The sequence below is a fragment of the Fimbriimonadia bacterium genome, from assembly GCA_039961735.1.
In the GTDB taxonomy this organism is placed as follows: Bacteria; Armatimonadota; Fimbriimonadia; order Fimbriimonadales; family JABRVX01; genus JABRVX01.
On the sequence record JABRVX010000008.1, the window covers coordinates 91,291 to 111,207 of the forward strand.

The 19,917-nt window shown below is 62.4% G+C and carries 21 protein-coding genes and 1 tRNA gene; 7 read left to right on the top strand and 15 right to left on the bottom strand.

The genetic code is table 11. The features are described from left to right. Positions 1–4: 4 nt before the first annotated feature. The 5 genes from HRF45_03220 to HRF45_03240 form a co-directional block, all read right to left on the bottom strand. Positions 5–736 (bottom strand): prepilin-type N-terminal cleavage/methylation domain-containing protein, encoded by a 732-nt coding sequence (locus tag HRF45_03220; GenBank protein MEP0765538.1) that lies wholly within the window; start codon positions 734–736, stop codon positions 5–7. Positions 737–757: 21 nt separating this feature from the next. Next, entirely contained in the window at positions 758–1,189 is a 432-nt protein-coding gene (locus HRF45_03225) for a hypothetical protein (GenBank protein ID MEP0765539.1), read from the bottom strand. 25 nt (positions 1,190–1,214) lie between these two features. Continuing rightward, positions 1,215–1,631 carry a hypothetical protein gene (locus HRF45_03230; GenBank protein MEP0765540.1) on the bottom strand — a complete coding sequence of 139 codons (417 nt, stop codon included), beginning with the start codon at positions 1,629–1,631 and terminating at the stop codon, positions 1,215–1,217. A 148-nt stretch (positions 1,632–1,779) separates the two neighbouring features. Then, positions 1,780–2,169: a hypothetical protein gene (locus tag HRF45_03235; protein MEP0765541.1), complete on the bottom strand. Its 390-nt coding sequence runs from the start codon at positions 2,167–2,169 to the stop codon at positions 1,780–1,782. Between the two features lie 666 nt (positions 2,170–2,835). Continuing rightward, a complete protein-coding gene (locus HRF45_03240; protein ID MEP0765542.1) occupies positions 2,836–3,372 on the bottom strand; it encodes a hypothetical protein in 537 nt (178 codons plus the stop codon). 425 nt (positions 3,373–3,797) lie between these two features. On the opposite strand from HRF45_03240, the gene HRF45_03245 reads away from it, so the two are divergent. Further along, positions 3,798–4,277, top strand: coding sequence for a hypothetical protein (locus tag HRF45_03245; protein MEP0765543.1), 480 nt, complete (start codon positions 3,798–3,800; stop codon positions 4,275–4,277). 9 nt (positions 4,278–4,286) lie between these two features. Here the strand turns inward: HRF45_03245 and HRF45_03250 are convergent, their stop codons facing one another. From HRF45_03250 to trpD, 5 genes are all read right to left on the bottom strand, one after another. Further along, positions 4,287–4,544 (bottom strand): zf-HC2 domain-containing protein, encoded by a 258-nt coding sequence (locus HRF45_03250; GenBank protein ID MEP0765544.1) that lies wholly within the window; start codon positions 4,542–4,544, stop codon positions 4,287–4,289. Next, positions 4,541–5,131, bottom strand: coding sequence for a sigma-70 family RNA polymerase sigma factor (locus HRF45_03255; GenBank protein MEP0765545.1), 591 nt, complete (start codon positions 5,129–5,131; stop codon positions 4,541–4,543). The genes HRF45_03250 and HRF45_03255 overlap by 4 nt, the downstream gene beginning before the upstream one ends. A 76-nt stretch (positions 5,132–5,207) precedes the next feature. Next, positions 5,208–5,804, bottom strand: coding sequence for a phosphoribosylanthranilate isomerase (locus HRF45_03260; GenBank protein ID MEP0765546.1), 597 nt, complete (start codon positions 5,802–5,804; stop codon positions 5,208–5,210). Further along, positions 5,801–6,589 (bottom strand): indole-3-glycerol phosphate synthase TrpC, encoded by a 789-nt coding sequence (trpC, locus tag HRF45_03265; protein ID MEP0765547.1) that lies wholly within the window; start codon positions 6,587–6,589, stop codon positions 5,801–5,803. The genes HRF45_03260 and trpC overlap by 4 nt, the downstream gene beginning before the upstream one ends. Further along, the gene (gene trpD, locus HRF45_03270; GenBank protein ID MEP0765548.1) at positions 6,576–7,598 is read right to left on the bottom strand and encodes an anthranilate phosphoribosyltransferase; all 1,023 of its coding nucleotides are present in this window, start codon (positions 7,596–7,598) and stop codon (positions 6,576–6,578) included. Before trpD ends, trpC begins: the two co-directional genes overlap by 14 nt. Positions 7,599–7,644: 46 nt before the next feature. On the opposite strand from trpD, the gene HRF45_03275 reads away from it, so the two are divergent. Next, positions 7,645–8,343, top strand: a complete 699-nt coding sequence (locus HRF45_03275) for a 16S rRNA (guanine(527)-N(7))-methyltransferase RsmG (protein MEP0765549.1) — start codon at positions 7,645–7,647, stop codon at positions 8,341–8,343. Positions 8,344–8,351: 8 nt separating this feature from the next. On the opposite strand, the gene HRF45_03280 is transcribed toward HRF45_03275, so the two are convergent. Together HRF45_03280 and HRF45_03285 are read right to left on the bottom strand one after the other, a co-directional pair. Then, positions 8,352–8,828 carry a hypothetical protein gene (locus HRF45_03280; protein ID MEP0765550.1) on the bottom strand — a complete coding sequence of 159 codons (477 nt, stop codon included), beginning with the start codon at positions 8,826–8,828 and terminating at the stop codon, positions 8,352–8,354. A 106-nt stretch (positions 8,829–8,934) separates the two neighbouring features. Continuing rightward, positions 8,935–9,786 carry a hypothetical protein gene (locus HRF45_03285; GenBank protein ID MEP0765551.1) on the bottom strand — a complete coding sequence of 284 codons (852 nt, stop codon included), beginning with the start codon at positions 9,784–9,786 and terminating at the stop codon, positions 8,935–8,937. Between the two features lie 53 nt (positions 9,787–9,839). On the opposite strand from HRF45_03285, the gene HRF45_03290 reads away from it, so the two are divergent. The 3 genes from HRF45_03290 to HRF45_03300 all read left to right on the top strand — a co-directional run bounded on the left by HRF45_03290 (position 9,840) and on the right by HRF45_03300 (position 11,287). Continuing rightward, positions 9,840–10,676 (top strand): S-methyl-5'-thioadenosine phosphorylase, encoded by an 837-nt coding sequence (locus tag HRF45_03290; GenBank protein MEP0765552.1) that lies wholly within the window; start codon positions 9,840–9,842, stop codon positions 10,674–10,676. 4 nt (positions 10,677–10,680) lie between these two features. Continuing rightward, positions 10,681–11,004, top strand: a complete 324-nt coding sequence (locus HRF45_03295) for a hypothetical protein (protein MEP0765553.1) — start codon at positions 10,681–10,683, stop codon at positions 11,002–11,004. Between the two features lie 208 nt (positions 11,005–11,212). After that, positions 11,213–11,287, top strand: a tRNA-Arg gene (locus HRF45_03300). A gap of 38 nt (positions 11,288–11,325) precedes the next feature. On the opposite strand, the gene deoC is transcribed toward HRF45_03300, so the two are convergent. The 3 genes from deoC to HRF45_03315 form a co-directional block, all read right to left on the bottom strand. Next, on the bottom strand, positions 11,326–12,177 hold the full coding sequence (gene deoC / locus HRF45_03305; GenBank protein ID MEP0765554.1) for a deoxyribose-phosphate aldolase: 852 nt from the start codon (positions 12,175–12,177) through the stop codon (positions 11,326–11,328). 1 nt (position 12,178) lies between these two features. Beyond that, positions 12,179–14,449 carry an NADH-quinone oxidoreductase subunit NuoG gene (gene nuoG, locus HRF45_03310; GenBank protein ID MEP0765555.1) on the bottom strand — a complete coding sequence of 757 codons (2,271 nt, stop codon included), beginning with the start codon at positions 14,447–14,449 and terminating at the stop codon, positions 12,179–12,181. Between the two features lie 95 nt (positions 14,450–14,544). Beyond that, positions 14,545–15,864, bottom strand: coding sequence for an alpha-glucosidase/alpha-galactosidase (locus tag HRF45_03315; protein MEP0765556.1), 1,320 nt, complete (start codon positions 15,862–15,864; stop codon positions 14,545–14,547). A 724-nt stretch (positions 15,865–16,588) separates the two neighbouring features. Between HRF45_03315 and ileS the strand changes: the two genes are divergently transcribed. Then, positions 16,589–19,333 carry an isoleucine--tRNA ligase gene (ileS, locus tag HRF45_03320; GenBank protein MEP0765557.1) on the top strand — a complete coding sequence of 915 codons (2,745 nt, stop codon included), beginning with the start codon at positions 16,589–16,591 and terminating at the stop codon, positions 19,331–19,333. 16 nt (positions 19,334–19,349) lie between these two features. Continuing rightward, positions 19,350–19,835, top strand: coding sequence for a signal peptidase II (lspA, locus tag HRF45_03325; GenBank protein MEP0765558.1), 486 nt, complete (start codon positions 19,350–19,352; stop codon positions 19,833–19,835). Positions 19,836–19,917: the final 82 nt, after the last annotated feature.

Here is a 19,917-nt window from a genome sequence, read left to right on the forward strand (position 1 = left end):
ACCGCTATTCGGAGCAGTCCTGGCCGGCCTCTTGGCAGTTCTTGCAGCAGGCATACTTGTTCATACACAACGGGATATACGAGAATCCCATGTTGGTTTGCATGTGCTCCACGATGCGATACGTCCGCACCGAAGTGTCCAGCCGACAGCGTAGCACCTTCGGCGGGAAGTTCACCGGCGGTGGTCTGACCGGCTTGTCGTGTTCAGTGTCCGGAACGGCGTCCCCGAGCGGCCGCTGGCGGGGCAGCATCTGGAAGCCCGCGTCGTGCAGGGATACCAGGATGACAGGTGCAGCCGGAATGTCCTTCCAGTAGTTCCTCCAGACCGAATCGGGGTCACGCCACAAGACTCCCGGAGAGTCCGCCACGAAGTAGTTTGCAGAGACTCCGACCACCTGCCGGCAGTACACGTAGTCTCCGAGAAATGGAACTTCCTCTCGAGGCGCGTTGTCCATCTCAGTACGCGTTGCCATCTTGTGTGGGTAGTAGGCGATGGCTCTGACCGCCGGGTTCTTCAAAAGCGGCCTAGGGTCGAAGGGCGGAAGACGCAGGTGGTTGTCCTCCATGTAGACATTGACCGCTTGTGCGAGCTGCCGCATGTTACTCACGATCTGAGCGTTCTGCCCACGTTTCCGCGCACCATAGATCACCGGGTAAAGAATCGCAGCGAGCGCGGCGATTACCGCGATGACAACGAGTAGCTCTATCAGTGTTAGCCCGACACTAGCCTTGCGCATACAACACCTCCACATATGCACCTAGCGGTCGTTCCGCCGTACACAGCCGATCATCCACGCGAAGACAGATCCTGATCCTACGGACAGAATCGGTAGTGTGAAGAGCCACATGAGCGCCGAGACCGGGTACTCGCGGAATCGGTCCACCACCCGATCGAGGCCCGCGAACACGATGGGCATGAGTGCGAGCGAGGTTCCTATAGACAGCACCGCGGCTGCTATGATGCCTCGCCAGCCCCAGCGACGCTCCAGCGGCGCAACCACGAGGGCAGTCCACAAGGTGGCGATCAGCACGATGGAAGTCGGTCCTGTGTGACCACGATACTCGCCAAGCATATAGAAGCAGGCAGCAGCGAACACGCCGAATGCGAATGCTGCGGCCGCTCCTAGCGCCAGGCACCGGTATATTGGCCGCCACGATCGAATCTCATCCGCCAGTCCGCCCGTCCCCAATCAACGCTCCTCGTCGGATGTACCGCTAGTGCCCACGCATTGCCCGCTCCATCAGTGTATAGACCGTCGACGTGCCGACGGATAGGAGCGGCAATGTCGTGACGTACAGAATAGTATAGAAGAGCTCGGTGGCCATGTGCTCCGCGGTAAGCTGGCCCGTGTACACAGAGAACGACAGCCACAAGGTTGCTGCTAGCAAGGTGGCATATGCTATTGCTGCGCGGCCGTACCTGTTGTGCAGAGGAGCGACAACTGCAGCGCCCCACAAAGCAGCGATGATGGCGATCTCCCATGGCCTACCACGGTACTGCCCAACCAAATAGTACCCCACCGATGCAAACACCCCAAAGGAAGCGCCGGCAGCGGCGCCGACAGCCGGAACACGGACCCATGCAGGCCATGCCCTCACCTCGTCCCAAATGCCGCGATACCTAACGTCCACTTAGATTCCTCTTTCAGAAGTTCGCCAACACGACAAGTGGGGTTGGTTCCTCACGCGCCAATGCCTGCCTGGGAGGATGTGACCTGAGGCCCTGCGCGTAGCCACTCGCGGTGTGCCCGCCGTTCTCAAGCCTCATGCTGCTAAGCTCCTACTGCTGCTGGTATCGCGGGCAGGGCCATCTGTCCTTGATCATGTCCGCCGTCCGTGTGCAATTGCGATTATAATCGCAGCAGCCCTGCAGCTGAACGCACCAGCAGTTGGACGAAAGAGTCCACGTCTCGGAGTAGAGTTGTCCTTCGACATAACAGCACTTGCGATCGCAAGAGACGATAATGTCCCAGTTAGTCTCTGAGGTTGAGCATGAACCAGAGTAGTCCTTGCAGCCGAACATCCCATGGGAAGTGGTCGTGCACTGCATCGGCGGCGGGGGCGTTCCCTGTCCCAACGTGTGCATCGGTATCAGCCCCAGGATCATCGTCACGCCAAGCACGGCAACTGCGCCGCGCCAGGACTTCTTGAGTAACGTGTCGAGTCTCATTCTGTACACCTCCTGTAGTACTCGACGGCTTCATCGGCGGCTGCACCCGAAGGCCATCCCGCCGAAATCGTCTCGATCCGCCCACTCTCGTCTAGCACGAGAAAGGTGGGGTATGCCGTGTCTAGCGCTGCATCGGCGAAGCAGGGTGGACGGGCAGCTTCGCTGCACCTTCGTACTGCTATGAAGGGTACTCCTCCCCTAGTCAACCTCTGCATCGCACGTTCGCATGCCTCGCACCCCGACATGACCAGCAGAACGAGCCGGGGGCTCCTTCGGGGAGCCCGCCGACAAGCTCCGTTGCCTCTTTGCCCCGATACTCAGCGATGGGGCGACCTCCGGTGGGGACAGGCCAGTACGGCAACGAGGCGGCCTGCAGGGCCACGCTGCATGCCAGGGCGGCCCCAGCGAATACCGGCCACGCATGTGACCTCTGGGGCCGCGACTCGGCGACGGGTAGGCGGGGCAACATCTTGGCGCTAAGCAGGAAGCAAAGGCCGACACCTAGGCACGGAAGGCAGAACTTCGGAGCGATGCTCAGCAGGGACGCCTGCAGAATGGCTCCGGCCGCGCACAGCCAAGCCGCCACGTGTCTCGGCGGCGCCTGCGCTCTGGCAGCCACCATGATGCAAAGGAAGACCGCCACGCCCAAGACTGAGGCTGCCGCACTCAGCACGCGATCCCCCGACGCACACATGCCGTGCAGGGCCTCATCGCGGCCAGCAGCGAGAGAAGAACGCCGGCAGGCGGCGCGAGTTCTCCAAGCCATAGCCACGGCGCCGCGCAAGCTACCAAGACTATCCCGAGTAGCGCGACCCCGACCTTGAAGAGAACCTCCCGTTCACGGTCGGGCGCGGAGAGAGCATGGGCGAGTGCCGAGACGTCTCCGGAACCGCTTGCGCTGCGCCGAGAGCCGGCCACGACAGCTTCTAAGTAGGGGACGTTCACCTCGGGGCCGCCCTGGGCCGCAACCGCTTGCCTGTACCCCTCCCCCTGCGAGATGTCAACATAGCGGAGCCCTGCCAGCTGCCTCACCGACGGCAGCACGTCACCGCAGCCAGGGCAATCGGGAGCGTAGTAGAAGACCGGTTGCGAGTATTGGGGAGGCGCCCCAGTACCCAGCAGCGCCACGCCGGCACCCGCAACACCCACTACGACGTAGGCAGCGGCAGCTATCGTGTACTGCCTCATCACATGCGTTCGCATCTTGGCTTCCACGCAGTAGCCCAACAGCGCTTATATGCTATCCGACGGGCCTGATTATGTCAATAGTTACGAATGTGCTTTTTTTTATAGACTAGCTTACATCGAACGAGCCCGCTCGCCCCACCCGCCACGGTCGCGGCGCTTGGCGCATCCCCCTGCCTTCTTATAAGTCTCCATCAGGAGTGGATCAGCCACTGCAAACGCATGCCGCATCGAGTCCGTAGAATGGGGGCAGGGCTGCAGCTGTGTTGCCAGGCCCAGATTCACGATCGGGAGAGGACATGCTGCTTCGTCTGACGCCTGCGCTATCAATTCTCTTGCTTTTCACCGCCGCCGTCGGCGCCCAGGTGGATGCCAAGTGCCCGCTCTGAGCCGCGGGAGGATTTGGGGCCGGTTCGGCCTCGTCGGAGCGGCGAAGCACATGGATGACCAACACCCTGTGGGTCCCCGGCAGCGAGACTGAAGCTGAGACCTTCCTGTGGCACACTCCGAAGCCGCGCTTCAGTCTCGGCCTCGCCTATCTCCACAAGCAAGAGGCGCTGCGCGTTCTCGGTACCTACGAGGTAATGCCCTCTCACCGGGGCCTGCCCAACCTGCGCGTGGGGTTCGGGGTGCAGGGCATCGGCACAGGCAATCCTGGCTACTTCGCGACGACCGAGCGCGAGATACGTACCCGATCCGGCGGGCTGGCCTCCTTCGCCGGCATCGGCTTCCGCGCAAACGAAAGCCACACGCACGGGCTGCTGGGCCTGCGGTTCAGTCCGACCGGTCCCTGGAGCTTCGGTGCGCAGCTCGACGGGCACGGGCGGCACCTGTTCATCACCCACAGGCAAGGAATCTCCACGTTCGGCGTGTACCTCGTAGACATGAAGTCGCTGGGCCTACTCGTCGGCGCGAACTGGTAGGCGCTGCGCCTACTCGCGCGGCTCTTTGGGGTTGGAGGCACCACGAAGCAGGCGTGTGATGGCGTCCGGAGGGGTCGGCACGGATCGAAGCTTGGCCCGCATCTCCCGCAGCAGGGTCTGCTCGAACCGATACTCGCTCGCGCAGGCGCCACAAGCCTTGAGATGCATCTCTACGAGCGCGACTTCCGCGGCGGGCAGCTCGCGGTCCACGTAGTCCTTCATGCGGCGGAACGTCTCTTCGCAAGTGAAGAAGGTGGTGTCGCTCATGCGAGATTCCTCGTCGCGGGTTCCTGAATCGCACCGGACTCGACCGCCACGCGCCACAGAGTCCGCTGCAGCATGTTGCGCCCGCGGTGCAGCCGACTGCGCGCGACGCTCGGCGTGACGCCGAGGATGGCCGCCAGCTCCACGTACCGCAGGTCTTCGTAGAGGAACAGTGCGCAAAGCACACGGTAGTCATCCGGCAGAGCCTCGACCGCCGCCGCAATCTGCTCGGGCCGGAGCTTGGACAGAAGGACCGCTGCCGGATCCCTGGACTGCGAGTGCATGCCCAGGCGCTGCGTTTCGTGATAGAGGAATAGCTCGGTCGCTTCCTCGGCTTCCGGCTGTTTGGCCTCGCGCAGCCTTCGAGCGCGTGACTTCGTGAAGGCCTCGACTAGAAGGCGGTAGAACCAAAGGCCGAACGCTGGTCCCGGCGCATCTTTCGGGTAGCGGCGGACAGCCTCGGCGATGGTCTCGCTGAGGAGGAGCTCCGCTTCCGCTGTGCCTCGCGCCATCCGCAGGGCAACCCCATAGGCACGGTCCAATATTGCCGTCAGCAGCCTCTCGAAATCGCTGTCGGCTATGACGTGCATAGGCATACGCCGTAGTTTATGACATTTAAATGAGGATTCCTTGTGCAAAGCTGCACGTTTTCGCCCCTCTCGGGCCCTAAATCAGGGCTACAGCCCGGATGAAAGCCTCGATTTTGCGATGATCTTTCAAGCCAGGTTCGCTCTCGACGCCGGAGGACACATCCACCGCGTAAGGCCGCACGACGTACGCGGCCTCTGCTACGTTCTCCGGCGTCAGACCTCCTGCCAAGATGACGGGCACCGGACTAAGCTCTCGAACCTGTGCAGCGAGCGACCAATCCACGGGTTGCCCCGTTCCGCCCATCTGCTCCGGATGAAAAGCATCCAGCACCAACGCGGCGGCGTGGCGAGCGGCTTCAGCGATTCGGGCTAGGTCGGCCTCCGATTGCAACCTCAGCGTGCGCAACAGCGGCTTGGCCGACTCGCCCTCGACGGCCTGCGTTGCCGAGACCGCCTCTTCCCAGTCGCCGCGCCCGGCTCCCCGAATCCCGTAGACTGCGACGGTGGATACGAATGGCGGAAGGCTCGCGATCGCCTGCAGCAGATCGCCTCGTTCCCCGACATAGCGAGGGCTCGACGGCTCTAGCACGAACCCCAACGCGTGCGCGCCCATCTCGATCGCTGCCAGAGCATCTTCGATCCGCGTGATACCGCAGATCTTTACGCGGGTCATCGGCCCAACAGTTTCCTGGTGGCGGCTTCCACGTCGGGCTGTCGCATCAGCGACTCGCCGACCAGTATGGCCGACACACCGGACCGAGACAGTCGCCGTAGGTCCTCGTGCGTCTCGATCCCGCTCTCCGCGACGATAAGTGCATCACGAGGTGCCACTCCGGCTAGCCGCTCGGTCACTGCCAAGTCGGTATGGAACGTGTCGAGGTCGCGATTGTTGATGCCCAGCATGTCGAACCGGCAGCCCTCGACAAGCCGGAGATCCTCCGCGTCGTGCACCTCGACGAGAGTGTCGAGGTCGTACTCGATAGCCGTCCAGATGAGGTCCGCGAGCGCGTCGGGGTCGTTGCGAAAGGCCCGCGCGATCAGAAGGATCGCATCCGCTCCCGCCACCACGGCCTCATAGATTTGATACGGCTCGAGGATGAAGTCCTTGCACAGAACCGGTAGGGACACTGCTTCCTTCACGCGTGTCAGGTACTCGAGCCGCCCCTGAAAGTACCGCTCATCGGTCAGCACGCTGATGCACGAGGCGCCTCCTCGCTCATAGGCCTCGGCAATCCGTTCGGGGTCGAAGTCCTCCCGGATGACCCCTTTCGAGGGCGATGCCTTCTTCACCTCTGCGATCAACGCTGGTTTCGAGGGATGATCGGCTATTGCTTTGGCAAAGCCTCGCGGACGGGGTGCATCCTCAGCGCGCAGGATCATATCTGCGACCGGCACGAGCAGCTTTCGCGTGATGACTTCCTGCCGCTTGTTTTCCAGGATCTGCTCAAGAATGCTCATTGGTGAAACGGATGTACTCCTCTAGCTTCCGCGCCGCCGCCCCCGATGCCACCGAATCCCTCGCCCTCTCGACACCCGTGCGCACATCGCTTTCACCCGCAGCCCACAGTGCCGCGCCCGCCGTGGCGACGGCTGCTTCAGAGAGGGGGCTTGTAACTTCGCTGATGGCTTCGGTAAGAAGCTTCGCGTTGGTCGCCACACCGTCACCGGCCGCGATCTCCTCGGGCCGCACGCGTCGCAACCCCAGGTCCTCCGGCTGCCACTCTCCGTGACGAACGTTGTTCCCCTCAATAACCGCGTAGCGGGTCGTACCCACCACCGACACCTCGTCCATGCCCGGCTCCCCATGGAACACCACGGCCCGGTCCACCCCGAGGTAGGCCAGCGCGTCGGCCACGAGCCCAACCAGAGACGGGTCGTACACTCCCATCACCTGCCGTCTGGCTCCTGCAGGATTGGTGAGAGGGCCCAAGATGTTGAACACCGTCCGCAGGCGGAGTTCCCGCCGAACCGGTGTTGCGTGCCGCATCGCCGGATGGTGGTTCGGTGCGAACAGAAACGCGATGCCGATGCTCTCGAGCGCCTCGACCTCGCGCTCCACGCTAAGGTCGAGCTTTGCACCCAGCGCCTCCAGCACATCGGCGCTGCCGCAAGCGCTCGTGATGGCCCGATTGCCGTGTTTGGCGATCGCCACGCCCGTCCCCGCAGCGATGAACGCTGCGGCAGTGGAGATGTTGAACGTTTTGAACCCATCGCCACCCGTGCCACACGTATCCACCAGTGGCTGGCGAGTGGTTCTCACCGGCATGACCTTGTCGCGCATTGCCTGCGCGAAGCCGGCGACTTCCTCGCCCGTTTCGCCCTTCATGCGCAAGGCGACTAAGAAGCCAGCGATCTGCGTCGGTGGCGCCTCGCCGTCCATGATCACACCCATCGCGGCGCGCGCCTCCTCGACACTGAGCGATTGCCCGTCCACCACGGCTTGCAGATAAGGCTCCAGCGACTGCATGCGCGCCATTATACAGCCGTGCACGACCCGCGGGTACAACCGGACTATGGTAGTTTGCCCTCTGAACCTGGACGAACTTCGAACGGGTGCGGAGATCCTCGGGTTCCCCCTCGATGGAGTGGCAGTCGAACGATTCGAGCTACTCGCCGCACGCCTCTACGAGGCGAATGCGGTGCAGAACCTCACCCGGGTACCGCCAGGGGAGTTCGTGGAACGCCATGCATTGGAGTCGCTCCACCCCCTTTGGGCTCTGGGTGGTAAGGCCGAGGGGCCGGTGGTGGACGTCGGGTGCGGCGCGGGGTTTCCAGGCCTTCCCGTGAAGATCGTCCGGCCCGGTCTCGACATCACACTTAACGATTCCCACGGCAAGGCGTTGGTGTTCGTCCAGCGCGTGGTAGAGGAGATGGGTTTGGAGGGGGTCACGGTGCTGAACGCGAGGGCCGAAGAGGCTGCGCACGATCCGACGCATCGTGAGCGCTACGGCCTCGCACTGTGCCGGGCCGTGGGTAGGGTGACTGTCTCCGCCGAGCTGCTCGCAGGCTTCGTGCGGATCGGCGGCTACGCAGTACCGCACCGCACCGCCCACGACGAGCCGATGCCTGCCGAGGCGCTGGCGTCGCTCGGGTTGGAGCAAGAGGATGTGCGCTCGCGCGGGACGCTGTGCTACCCGCTGTGGCGCAAGAAGAGGCCGACCCCCTCCGACCGGCCCCTTCCGTGGCATCGTATCAAACGCCTCGGTCAGTAGCTAACAAGCTACCGCATCTCGAAGTCCCCAAGCAGCGTCTGGATGTAGTTGATCTGGCCGATGTGATACACCGTGTTCCAGTAGTGCCACAACATCACGTGTGCCAGCTTGATCGTCTCTCCTGGTGCAAACGGGTGCGGGATGCCGGTGCTCAGGTGCTCGTCAGGGAAGTTGCGGATTGTCTCGATCAGCTTGGCGGTGTTCGTGCGGCACACTTCTTCGCATTTTTCCAGAGTGTCCCACTGGCGCCGCGCAACCCTCATCTCTTCGTACTTGGCCGGGTCGAACTCCTGCACTTGGCGAGTTTCGAGGATCGACTGAAACCATGTCGGTGCCTGTGCACACTCTTGCAACTGGTCGAGACAGCTTCGCCCGTTGTCCAACGGCTTCCATTCGAGCTTATCTGCGGGTACGTAACGAGCGGTGTCGAAGAGCGACTTCACGGCTTGCTCGGTCTCTGCCGCGACGAAATCTTGGATTCTCATAAGTGCATTCTGCCCGCGTTCGAGTCCGCTGCGCAACGTTGGGACCAGACCTACGTAGGAATTACCTAGACAGCCGCCTATGGTGAACGCCCCGTGGGCTCGCAGGTCACGGAGTCGCAAGAGGCGCTCTGAATAGCAACAGCTCCTCTGCACCTGGCGGCATCACCACCAACGGGAAGAACGATAGCGCCTCCGTCCCGATGTCGCCGAGCCACAAGTCGATTGCGGTCTGGTTATAGTCACGACCGGGCTTGTAGTCCGTGACCGCCACGAACTCCTCGGGGAGCAAAACGGGGCCTATCTCCAGCGGCATTCTTTCGACGTGAAAGCCTTTGCAGTCCCACCCCGCTACCCAGTAGTCAGGATCGGGTGCCTCGAGTTCGCGCTCCGGAAACCCAGCACGCAGGTAGGCGTCGTAATACACCGCCGTATTCGTTCGTCCGGTGTCAAGGAGCCAACGCCCCGGAAGTCCCGAAAGCCTGCCTCGAACGAAGGGCTCGGGGCCATGTTCGACGGCGACGCGAAAAACGCCCTCTCTTGCAGCTCGCGCAAGGCCAATGACAGAACGCAGCGAGCGTGCTAGCTGCAGTCGCCACCCATCGAATTCCATCACACAAGTGAACTGTGCCAGAACGGGCAATCCTATCCAGCCCGCGATCTCCGAGTTCGACCAGCCGGCCGACATCTTGTGCGCGTCCACTTCGCGATCCTGCAACGCCAGCGTCTCGCCTGCGATGGAAAGGTAGTTGGGTGCGCTCGTTAGCCGGATCGTTTGCGCCATCGGATCGTTCTGCCTCGCCTCGTCCGGGCGGTAACCGAAGTTGTCCCTCGCGAAGCTCTCGGTGAGCAGCACGTCGGTAGGGCAGCCCGTGTCGGCAATCATGACCGCCCGAACGCCGTCCAACTCGACGTCCAGAAAGAAGAAGTCTCCGTATTCCTCGCGCAGCCTCTCGTACATTCGCCCGGCGGTATACTCCCGGCGACTTCTTACCTGATATCGGGGAGGCGACGTTGTCCAAGGCGCAGATCGGGGTGTTCGGTGGATCCGGCTTCTACTCGCTGTTGGAGGATGTGCAGGAAGCCAAGATTGACACTCCTTACGGACCCCCTAGCGACAGTGTCATGCTGGCGGAGGTAGGCGGCAAGCGGGTGGCGTTCCTTCCTCGTCACGGTCGGCACCACAGCATTCCCCCGCACCGGATCAACTATCGGGCCAACCTGTGGGCGATGAAGTCGCTGGGTGTAACCCGCATCATCAGTCCCTGTGCAGCAGGCAGTCTACAGCCGAATGTCAAGCCAGGCGAGTTCGTGCTATGTGACCAGTTCGTAGACCGCACGTCTGGTCGCGCTGACACCTTTTTCGACGGCCCTATCACCACCCATGTCAGCCCCGCAGACACCTATTGTCCGGAGATGCGCTCACTGGCAACGGAGGTGATTCGATCTCATGGCATCGGGCTGCACGAGCAGGGAACGGTGGTAGTGATTCAGGGTCCGCGTTTCAGCACGAAGGCCGAGAGCCGGTGGTTCTCCGCCGCCGGGTGGGAAGTGATCAACATGACCCAGTACCCCGAGGCATACCTGGCTCGAGAGCTGGGTATGTGTGTGCTAAACATCTCGCTCATCACCGATTACGATTGCGGCTTGCACGAGGCGGGCATCGAACCTGTGACTGCAGAAGAGGTGGTTCGTGTATTCAATGAGAACTCGGCGCGGATCAAGCAAGTGGTATTGGACTTGATCGGTCGAATCCCGCCAGAGAGAGCGGCATGCGCCTGTGCCAAGGTGCATGCCTTCAGTCGTGGCGACGGTGCATCGGCTTCAGACGCAGACGTACGACTAGTGTGAGACCATGCGCATCGAGCCGATTCCCGAGTGGATTGACGAAGCGCGTTTCGGTCTCGTGCTGACAGTGACATGCGCACTGTGGACGGGAGTGCTCTCCACCCTCGCCGTTTCCCCTGTGCGCAGACGTCTCCTACGCCTAGCAGTTTTGGGTCCCATCTGCTATCTGACTTGGCGGGCCTACCTCGCTGCGCACCAGTGGTTGGATATCACCTCGGTGGCGGGTGTGCTGACGCTTGTCGCTGGGGCTCTTCTCCTCGGCGTGGCCGTCAGCTACTTCCTTTTCGACCGCCACTCCTTTTCCTCCGCAGTTCCTCGAGACCACGAGTAGAGCACCCGAATCCTCGCCCAGCGATCTCACTTCCGAGCGGAGTAGGACTGCCGCGTCAGAATCTGCGGTTCGAGGATGCGGGACGAACAGTTCCCCCTGCAGACTCTGCGGAACGGCAGAATCTCGAGCGGGGGGCAATCCCGATCGTCCGGTGGGCGCCCGGCGCCATTGACAATCCACCCGCACTTCGGGTAGGCCATACACGAGCGCCCTCGTAGCTCAGCGGATAGAGCGCCGGCCTCCGGAGCCGGGTGCGTGGGTTCGATTCCCGCCGAGGGCGCCAGCCTCGCGTCATTCCGACGTCCCGCCGGTCGAGCCTCGTTACTCTTGTTCCAGCCTGGCAACCAGGTCGGCGAGCAACCCGCTGGCGCCGATGCGGAACCGGTCGGGTGTCAGCCACTCCGAACCGAGTTCGTACCGCACCAACTCGAGCCACTCGGCGGCTTGCTCCGCCGTCCGAATGCCTCCTGCCGGCTTCAGCCCGGCGTGAAAGCCACTCATCTCTGCGTAGGTGCGAATCGCATGAGCCATCGCCGCGCCGGCGGGCAGCGTCGCGTTGACCGCCTCCTTCCCCGTCGAGGTCTTGATGAAGTCCGCCCCCGCCATCAGCGCGGTCAACCCGGCGCGGAAGATCACCTCCGACTGGGCTAGTTCTCCGGTGGCGAGAATCACCTTCAGCTTGCGGTCCTTCACCGCATCGCGAAAGGCACGCACCTCGTCATACAGTGACTGCCACTCACCACACAGTGCGTGTGAGCGGCGAATCACCACGTCAACCTCATGCGCCCCCAAGGCGACCGCCTCACGCACCTCCGACACACGGCATGGCAGGGGACTGAGGCCGTGTGGGAACCCCGCCGCCACCGTTGCCACGCTGACACCACTACCTGCCAATGCTTCCAACGCGAGAGGTACGAAGACGGGATACACACACACGGCAGCCGGGCGAGGGATGTTAGTGCCTCTGCCCGCCGAAAGATCGCGCGCCTGTCGGCACAGTGCCGATACACGATCTTCGGTGTCATCGCCCGACAGCGTCGTCAGGTCCAGGCAAGCGATGAGCAGCGTCACGTCCTGTGGCGTCAACGGTGCCTGATAGCTCTTTTCTTCTACCACGCGCGCGCTGCGGTCGAGCCGGCCCCCATCGAACGCGATTCCCGGGTTCCGCTCCACCCTACTTCTCGGCCTTGGCAGTAGGTAGGTGATAGGCGTCAACCGCCGGCTCGACAGCAACCCTGTGGGGTGCGATACGAGTGCCGTGCTCTCCGATCTTATGGTAAGTGCATTCGGCATAAGCGGGTACCAACCGAGCGATTTCCGCCATGATGTCACCTGGTCCGAAGGGTGGTGTCATTCGGTGCATACGGAACAATAGCTCTGCGCACACTTGCCACGTGGCCTTGGCCGCCCCAATCGGCTGCAACGCCTGATCGAAACGCTGCACCCGACCCTCTACGTTCGTGAAGGTGCCTGTCCGGTCCGCCCACGACTGTGCGGGCAAGAACACACTCGCGTACTGCGTGCATTCCGACTGCAAGAAGTGGTGTACGACCAGGTAGTCCACCTCTTCCAGCGCCCTCTCCGCCAGCGCGCGGTCTGGGAAGTCGGTGAGAGGATCGAAGCAGTTAAGGAACAGTGCACGGATGCGGTTTTCGGCACACGCTTGCAACACTCGCTCCGTGCCCATCCCGGCCTCTTCGGGGATCGTACCGCCCCAAGCTGCCTCGAAGTGCGCGCGCGATGAGGGGTCGCCCAGGTCCCGAAGACCGGGCAGGCTGTCCGGAAGAACGCCCATGTCCACGGCTCCGTGCGAACCCGCATCGGGGAGTAGCCGATTCAGCGTGCCTCCCGTAAGCACGGCCAGGCTGAGGAGGCCGCCCTCGACCATCTCGGAAGACGCAGCCAGCGCCGAGCCATACAAGATGGCGCACGGCGCAGCCGACAGAGCCTCCGCGGCCCGCCGCAACGCCTCCGAGCTCACTCCGGTCTGCTCCGCGCAGCGGTCGGGAGTGATGTCCGCCACGCTCTGCCGAAGAGCGGCGATACCTTTGATCCCATCGCATTCCGGTCGCCGTGCGAGGAGGTGCAGCAGGCCGCCGATGAGCCAGCTCTCGGTGCCCGCTCGGTAGCGCAGGCTCACCTCGGCAAAGTCCTCGACATCGTTGTACTCCGAGTGCGCACAGACCAAGCGCGCCCCATTCCGGAACCATGCTTTGCGCGTTCGCAGAAAGACGATGGGCGACTCGTCCGACAGGTCCGACCCGAAGACGAAGATAGACCCCGCGCGCTCCAACTCCGACAAAGATACCTGCATACCGGGGCGACCCTGGGCTAGCACCGGCGAAGCTATCTCCGAGCGCGAGCTCGCCACTCGCCTGTGGTCCACGTTGTTCGACCCGAAGCCCCGCCGGAACAGCTTCTGGAACATATAGGCGTCTTCCGTCGTCCCGAGTCCCCCACCAAGCCCCGCGATGCCGTTTGGGCCCGAAGTGACTACCCCGGTTTCGAAGGTGCGGATGATCTCTTCATAGGCGGTAAACCAGTCGGTAGCGACCAACGCCTCGCCTTTCCGGATCAGCGGTGTCGCCGGCCGGTCGGTATTGCGCAAGTATTGATGTCCAAACTTGCCCTTATCGCATGTCCAGTCTTCGTTCACTTCCGGGTTGGAGCGGCCCAGAATGCGCGACAATACCCCGCGCCGGTGGTCTAGCCAGATGTTGCAGCCATTCGAGCAGCCGGTGCACAGCGTCTTCGACGTGTGCAGGTCCCAGGGCCTTGCCCGGAAGCGATACTCCGTGCTGGTCAGCGCGCCCACTGGGCATATCTCGATGGTGTTACCGCTGAACTTGCTCGTGAACTCCGTCATCTGGAAGGTGTTCGGCTGCATGTTGGCACCGCGGAAGAGCATCGCCAGCTGCCCGTCGCCGCTGATCTCCTCGGTGAAGCGGGTGCAGCGTCCGCACTGAATGCACCGCTCTAAGTCCAGCGTGACGTAGCGGCTGAGCGGAAACGCCTTGGGCAGGTGCCGCTTGACCTCGATGTAGCGACTGGTGCTGGGACCGTAGAACATGGTGTTGTTCTGAAGCGGGCACTCACCCCCCTTGTCGCAGATGGGGCAATCCAGGGGGTGGTTGATGAGCAGGAACTCCAGCACACCCTTGCGGTCTGCGGCCACGGTCGGGGTCTCGGTGTACACGACCATTCCCTTGCTCGCGGGCAGGGTGCAGGCGGTCTGCGGCTTCGGCATCATGCGTACGCTGCCGTCGTCCTGCCGAAAGCCGATCTCCACCAAGCACATCCGGCACATGCCGACGGGCTTGAGAAGCGGATGATAGCAGAAGATCGGCACTTCCTTGCCGATCCTCTTGACCGCCTCGACGATCAACTCGCCTTCGGGGACTTCGACTTCGACGTCGTCAATGGTGATTCTGATGTTCTCGTTCATCCGGTGCTCCAACGTGTCTGGCCCAAGCAGCCACGAACATTGTGGCAGTCGGTCTCGCACCCGCGCAAACCGTTCGGCGTCGCGTAGGACCCTGATTACGCCCCGAATTGCGGAAGCCACGGGGCGAGGGCTGCGAACATCTCGTCCACCATCGCCCACACCTCCTCGGGATTGCACACCGCGGCGGTCAGCGGATCATGCAGCACCGCCAGCCGCACGAGCTGTTTGTTCCCCGTCAGCGCCGCCTCCACCGCCATCTCCTGCACCGAAATGCTGGCTCGGCAGGTGGCGGCGCACTGCATCGGCAAGTCCCCCACGTAGCAGGGATGAATGCCCGTCGAATCCACGATGCAGGGCAACTCGACCGTGCAGCCGTCCGGCAGATTGGTGATCAGTCCCGTGTTCTCCACGTTGAAACAGCCCCAGTAGCGCCGTCCTGTTTCCAGCGCCTCGATGATGTAGGAACCGTGTTCGCTCGATCGGGAGCCCAGAGCGATCTGGTCCAGCTCGCCCGATAGCCACTTCGGAAAGTTCTCGCGATACTCGTCTTGGCTCTCGCGGCAGCATCGCAGATATCCGCCAGTCTCTCCACCGATCCAGGTGGAATAATCCACCCACCGATCCTTCTCGGCAGGCCTCTTTCGGTACCACGGCACATACTCGCTCAAGTGTCCGTTGGACTCGGTGGAATAGTAGCCGAAGCGCTCCATCATGTCAATGCGTAGTGGCTCTGACTTCATCAGCTCCGGGTCGGCCTTGAAAGCTGCCAGTACGTCGTTCGTGCGATCCCCCCCGCGATGTGCCACCTTGATGAACCACGTTTGATGGTTGATGCCTGCACACACATACTCCAGTTCTTCGTACGGAACGTCGAGAGCCTTGGCGATCTGCTTGGCTCCGCCTTGCACCCCGTGGCATAGCCCTACTACTCGGACGCCGCCCGCACGGCGCAAAGCCCAGCAGTTCATCGCCATAGGGTTGGAGTAGTTGAGCAGCAAAGCGTTCGGGCACAGTTCTCGCATGTCACTCGCGATGTCCAGCAACACCGGGATGGTACGCAACGCGTAGAACACCCCGCCCGGTCCCAATGTGTCACCAACGCACTGATCCACACCGTATTTCAACGGGATTTCGATGTCGCGCGCGAACGCCTCCAACCCACCTACGCGAATTGTACATATCACGTAGTCTGCGCCCTCCAGCGCCACTCTCCGATCCGTCCCAGCATCCACGCGGGTAGGCAAGGCGTTGTCCGCCACCATCTTGCGGCACAACGCAACTGCCATGTCCACGGCTTCCTGCGATATGTCCATAAGGTGGAAGGTGCAATCTCTAAGCTCGGGCACGGCGAGAACGTCCATGAACAGCCTGCGGGTGAAACCGACGCTACCAGCACCGATCATCGCGATCTTCATGGTCCACCCTTTCTACGCCACGGCATAACTCCTGCACGGGGGAGACGCAGCCTACGCTCGGGATCGGCCCAATCCACCATGCCGAGATTCTATAGATGGCTGTGGAGTGTCTCGACCATGGAAGGGTCGAACCGAACCATTTTGTGGCGGATGCCCCACGCAACCCGAGCCGGCTTTCGAGCCGGGATCACGCGGCATGCCGTGACGGGCAGGCCTCGCTCCCTGTAGATACACCGGAGACCACCGTTTCGAGCCCGGCGGCGTACTCCGGCGAAAGGCTCCGAAAGAACTTGGCAATCTCTTTTTTCTTGTTCCCCACCACCGGCGCGACGTTCCCGACCGACACCTGCAGAAAGCGCTTCGCCCCGATCGCCGTTCATGGTGCATAATCCCCTTTCGAAGGATGAGTTGTGGCCGGGGTCGGGCGTGCCTCGAGCGTGGGCTTGTCGATATCGGCGGTCGAAGCCGCGGGATTGCTCATCGAGGCTCGAGGGCAAAGCGGGAAGGCTTCGGCAGTCCGTCGCGATCCGGTGTTATCCGGACCGGCAGAAGGCATCCATCGTTCCTGGTCCGCCCCGACCGCCTCTGGATTACCCAGAACCGGCACGACGGACTATGCGAGCATGAAGCCAGAATCTACAAGGGATGGCATAGAGACGAGCACTGATGCCGTATCGCCGGTAAGTCACAGCGAGTCACATAGGTAGGGTGGAACAGAGGCTACATGGATTACCGTAAGACGCTAACACTTCCGAACCAAGAGTTCACCATCCCCATGCGCGCGGGGCTGCCCGCGCTCGAGCCGCGCATCCAAAAGCGGTGGGCCGACATGCGCCTTTACCACCGTATCCAGGAGCAGACGCGCGGCAGAAAGCCTTTCATCCTGCACGACGGTCCACCCTACACCAACTATCCCATCCACATCGGCACGGCGATGAATCGCGTGCTGAAGGACTTCATCGTCAAGTTCCGCACGATGTCCGGCCATAACGTGCCCTTCATACCCGGCTTCGACAACCACGGAATGCCCATCGAGCAGGCTGTCATCCGCAAGTTCCGCGAGGAGGGAAGAACGCCTAGCAAGGTGGAGTTGTGCAAGGCATGCCGCGAGCACGCTGCCTACTACATTGGGCTGCAGACCGAGCAGTCGCAGCGTCTGGGGGTCTTCGGAGACTGGGAACGGCGCTACGCCAGTATGGACTTCCGCTACGAGGCGAAGCTGATCCGGGCATTCGGGGAACTGGTGGAGAAAGGGTACATCTACCGGGGGCAGAGGCCGGTCACCTGGTGCCCCGTGTGCACCACGGCGCTCGCGGAAGCGGAAGTGGAATACGAAGACCACGTCAGCGAGTCCATCTACGTGTCCTTCCCTCTGCTTGCGGACCCGAACAGGGTGCTGGCGGGTCGGAAGAACCCTTATGCGCTGATCTGGACCACCACCCCTTGGACCATTCCGGCCAACCTGGGCATTGCCGCGGCGAAAGACATGGAGTACTCCCTTGTCGAGGCGGGAGACCGAACCTACCTGTTGTACGCAGGACTGGTTCGGCCCGCAATGGAGGAGTGCGGCATCTCGGACTACCGCGAGGTCGGCGTCGTCAAAGGTTCGAAGCTGGAGGGCATGTCCTTCCGGCACCCCATCTTCGAGAGGCCTTCGGTGGTGGTATTCGCCGACTACATCAAGGCTGACGAAGGAACGGGCTTGGTTCACACGGCGCCCGGCCACGGCGCGGAGGACTTCTACACGGGGCAGGAGTACGGATTGGACATCCTGTGTCCGGTGGATGGCAACGGCGTTTTTACCTCGGAAGCAGGCGAGTTCGCGGGGTTGCCGATCGTGCCGGAGGGGAATGCTGCGGTTCTGAAGAGGCTGCGAGAGGAAGGCAATCTCCTCCACTATCACGAGTATGAGCACCAGTACCCGCACTGCTGGCGCTGCCACACGCCGCTCATCTTTCGGGCGACTAACCAGTGGTTCCTGCGGATTGACCACCTGGGTCTTCGCGAGAAGATGCTCGAGGAGATCGAGAAGACCACCTGGTATCCCCCGCAGGCGAAGAACCGCATCTATGCGATGGTGGAGGGGCGCCCGGACTGGTGCTTGTCGCGCCAGCGCACGTGGGGCATCCCGATCCCTGCCTTCTACGCCCCGGGCAACCCCGAGCCACTGCTGGACAGGGACGCCATCGAGAAGGTCGCAGAGCTAGTAGAGCGGCAAGGCATCGAGGGCTGGTTCGAGGCCAAGCCCGAGGAGGTACTCGGAGACAGGGAGTACCTCGGCGTTCCGGCTGCAAAGCTGGAAAAGGAGACCGACATCCTGGACGTGTGGTTCGACTCGGGCTGCAGCCACTACGTCGTCTTGGACAGCGGCTACTGGCCCGAACTCTCTTGGCCAGCAGACCTTTACATAGAAGGCTCGGACCAGCACCGTGGCTGGTTCAACACGTCGCTGATTATCGGTTGCGCGCTGAAGGGTGGCGCGCCGTATCGTTCGGTGCTTACACACGGCTTCGTGCTGGACGCGGAGTACCGGAAGATGAGCAAGTCCGCCGGCAACGTGCTGGAGCCGATGGATGTCGCAGAGAAGTATGGTGCGGACATGTTGCGACTGTGGGCCGCGAACGTGTCGATCTTCGAGGACGTCGCAGCCTCGGAGGAACTGATTCAGCAGTACTCGGACGGCTTCCGGAAGGTCCGAAACACGCTGCGGTTCCTGATTGCCAACCTCGCAGACTACGACGAGAGTAAGACTGCTCCGCCACAGGAGATCGATCGCTGGGCGCTGCATCGGTGGAACCGAACCCTGGAGCAGGTCCGCTCGGCCCTCGAGCAATACGAGTTCCATCGTGCCTGGAATGCACTGTTAGTGTTTTGCACGCAAGACCTAAGCGCGTTCTACATGGACGTGACGAAGGATCGCCTTTACTGCGATGCGGCGGACTCGCCCGGAAGGCGCGGCTGTCAGGCCACCTACTTGGCGTTGGCATCGGCTCTCTGCCGTGCGTGCGCCCCCATCCTCCCCCATGCAATGGAGGAGGTGTGGGAGAAGCTGCCCCTGAGCAACAAGGAGGAGAGCGTTCATCTCGCGCCATTCCCTTCGCCCGAGTCGGACGGGCTCACCGCGGACGAGGAGAAGCGGTGGAACCTGATGCTCACTTGGCGCGATCGGGTGAACCTGCGGCTAGAGGAAGCCAAGAAGGCCGAGGTGGTGAAGGACACGCAGGAGTCGCTGGTGCGCTTCGGGCCGCCCATCGAGGAGAGGGTTCTGCCGGATTCCTGCCGCGATATCCTGCCCACCGTGTTCAAAGTGTCGGCGGTAGAGTGGTTGGAGCAGAACGCGGAGATCCAAGTGATGCTCGCGCCGGGAGAAAAGTGTGAAAGGTGCTGGCTCCGCCGAACCGATGTGGGTGCCGATGTCGAGCATCCGACTCTGTGCGGCCGATGCGCAGGGGTGGTAAAGGCGTGTTAGTATCCGGGAGTCGCTCGTGAACCGCCACGGTATGGCAATCGCAGTGTTCGCGATCAGTGTGGCGTTGGACCGCGTCGTGAAGCTTTGGGCGCAGTCGGCGCTTGCCGAGCATCAGTCCATTCCTGCGATTCCAGGAGTGCTGTACATCACGCTCACATACAACACGGGAATTGCATTCGGGATGCTGCAGAATGCACAGTGGCTGACCGTACCGGTGAGTGCACTAGTCATAGCGGGCGCGTTCGTCGTCTACCTGCGGTTACCGGCGAAGGACAGGTTCTCCGCCGTGGCCCTATCCATGCTGTTGGGTGGAGCGGTGGCCAATCTGTATGATCGCATCGTGCACGGACGGGTCACCGACATGTTCGACCTGCGCTGGTGGCCGGTCTTCAACATTGCTGATAGCCTCATCTGCGTCGCGATCGTGCTGTTAGTGGCGCGGGCGCTGTTCGCGCCACACCAGAAGCAGGAGACGGCCGTCCGACCCGGCGAGTCGGGATGAACGGAGCCGAGGGAACTTTGCTCTTTGCCGCGGGTGTGGGGGCCGGGGCATTCGGGGCGATCTTGGGTTTGGGTGGCGGGAT

Bases quoted from the DNA above. Each gene is read 5' to 3' on its own strand.
- HRF45_03220 (MEP0765538.1), bottom strand. From the start codon at position 736: ATGCGCAAGGCTAGTGTCGGGCTAACACTGATAGAGCTACTCGTTGTC.
- HRF45_03235 (MEP0765541.1), bottom strand. From the start codon at position 2,169: ATGAGACTCGACACGTTACTCAAGAAGTCCTGGCGCGGCGCAGTTGCC.
- HRF45_03240 (MEP0765542.1), bottom strand. From the start codon at position 3,372: ATGCGAACGCATGTGATGAGGCAGTACACGATAGCTGCCGCTGCCTAC.
- HRF45_03245 (MEP0765543.1), top strand. From the start codon at position 3,798: ATGACCAACACCCTGTGGGTCCCCGGCAGCGAGACTGAAGCTGAGACC.
- HRF45_03250 (MEP0765544.1), bottom strand. From the start codon at position 4,544: ATGAGCGACACCACCTTCTTCACTTGCGAAGAGACGTTCCGCCGCATG.
- HRF45_03255 (MEP0765545.1), bottom strand. From the start codon at position 5,131: ATGCACGTCATAGCCGACAGCGATTTCGAGAGGCTGCTGACGGCAATA.
- HRF45_03260 (MEP0765546.1), bottom strand. From the start codon at position 5,804: ATGACCCGCGTAAAGATCTGCGGTATCACGCGGATCGAAGATGCTCTG.
- trpC (MEP0765547.1), bottom strand. From the start codon at position 6,589: ATGAGCATTCTTGAGCAGATCCTGGAAAACAAGCGGCAGGAAGTCATC.
- trpD (MEP0765548.1), bottom strand. From the start codon at position 7,598: ATGCAGTCGCTGGAGCCTTATCTGCAAGCCGTGGTGGACGGGCAATCG.
- HRF45_03275 (MEP0765549.1), top strand. From the start codon at position 7,645: ATGGTAGTTTGCCCTCTGAACCTGGACGAACTTCGAACGGGTGCGGAG.
- HRF45_03280 (MEP0765550.1), bottom strand. From the start codon at position 8,828: ATGAGAATCCAAGATTTCGTCGCGGCAGAGACCGAGCAAGCCGTGAAG.
- HRF45_03285 (MEP0765551.1), bottom strand. From the start codon at position 9,786: ATGTACGAGAGGCTGCGCGAGGAATACGGAGACTTCTTCTTTCTGGAC.
- HRF45_03295 (MEP0765553.1), top strand. From the start codon at position 10,681: ATGCGCATCGAGCCGATTCCCGAGTGGATTGACGAAGCGCGTTTCGGT.
- nuoG (MEP0765555.1), bottom strand. From the start codon at position 14,449: ATGAACGAGAACATCAGAATCACCATTGACGACGTCGAAGTCGAAGTC.
- HRF45_03315 (MEP0765556.1), bottom strand. From the start codon at position 15,864: ATGAAGATCGCGATGATCGGTGCTGGTAGCGTCGGTTTCACCCGCAGG.
- ileS (MEP0765557.1), top strand. From the start codon at position 16,589: ATGGATTACCGTAAGACGCTAACACTTCCGAACCAAGAGTTCACCATC.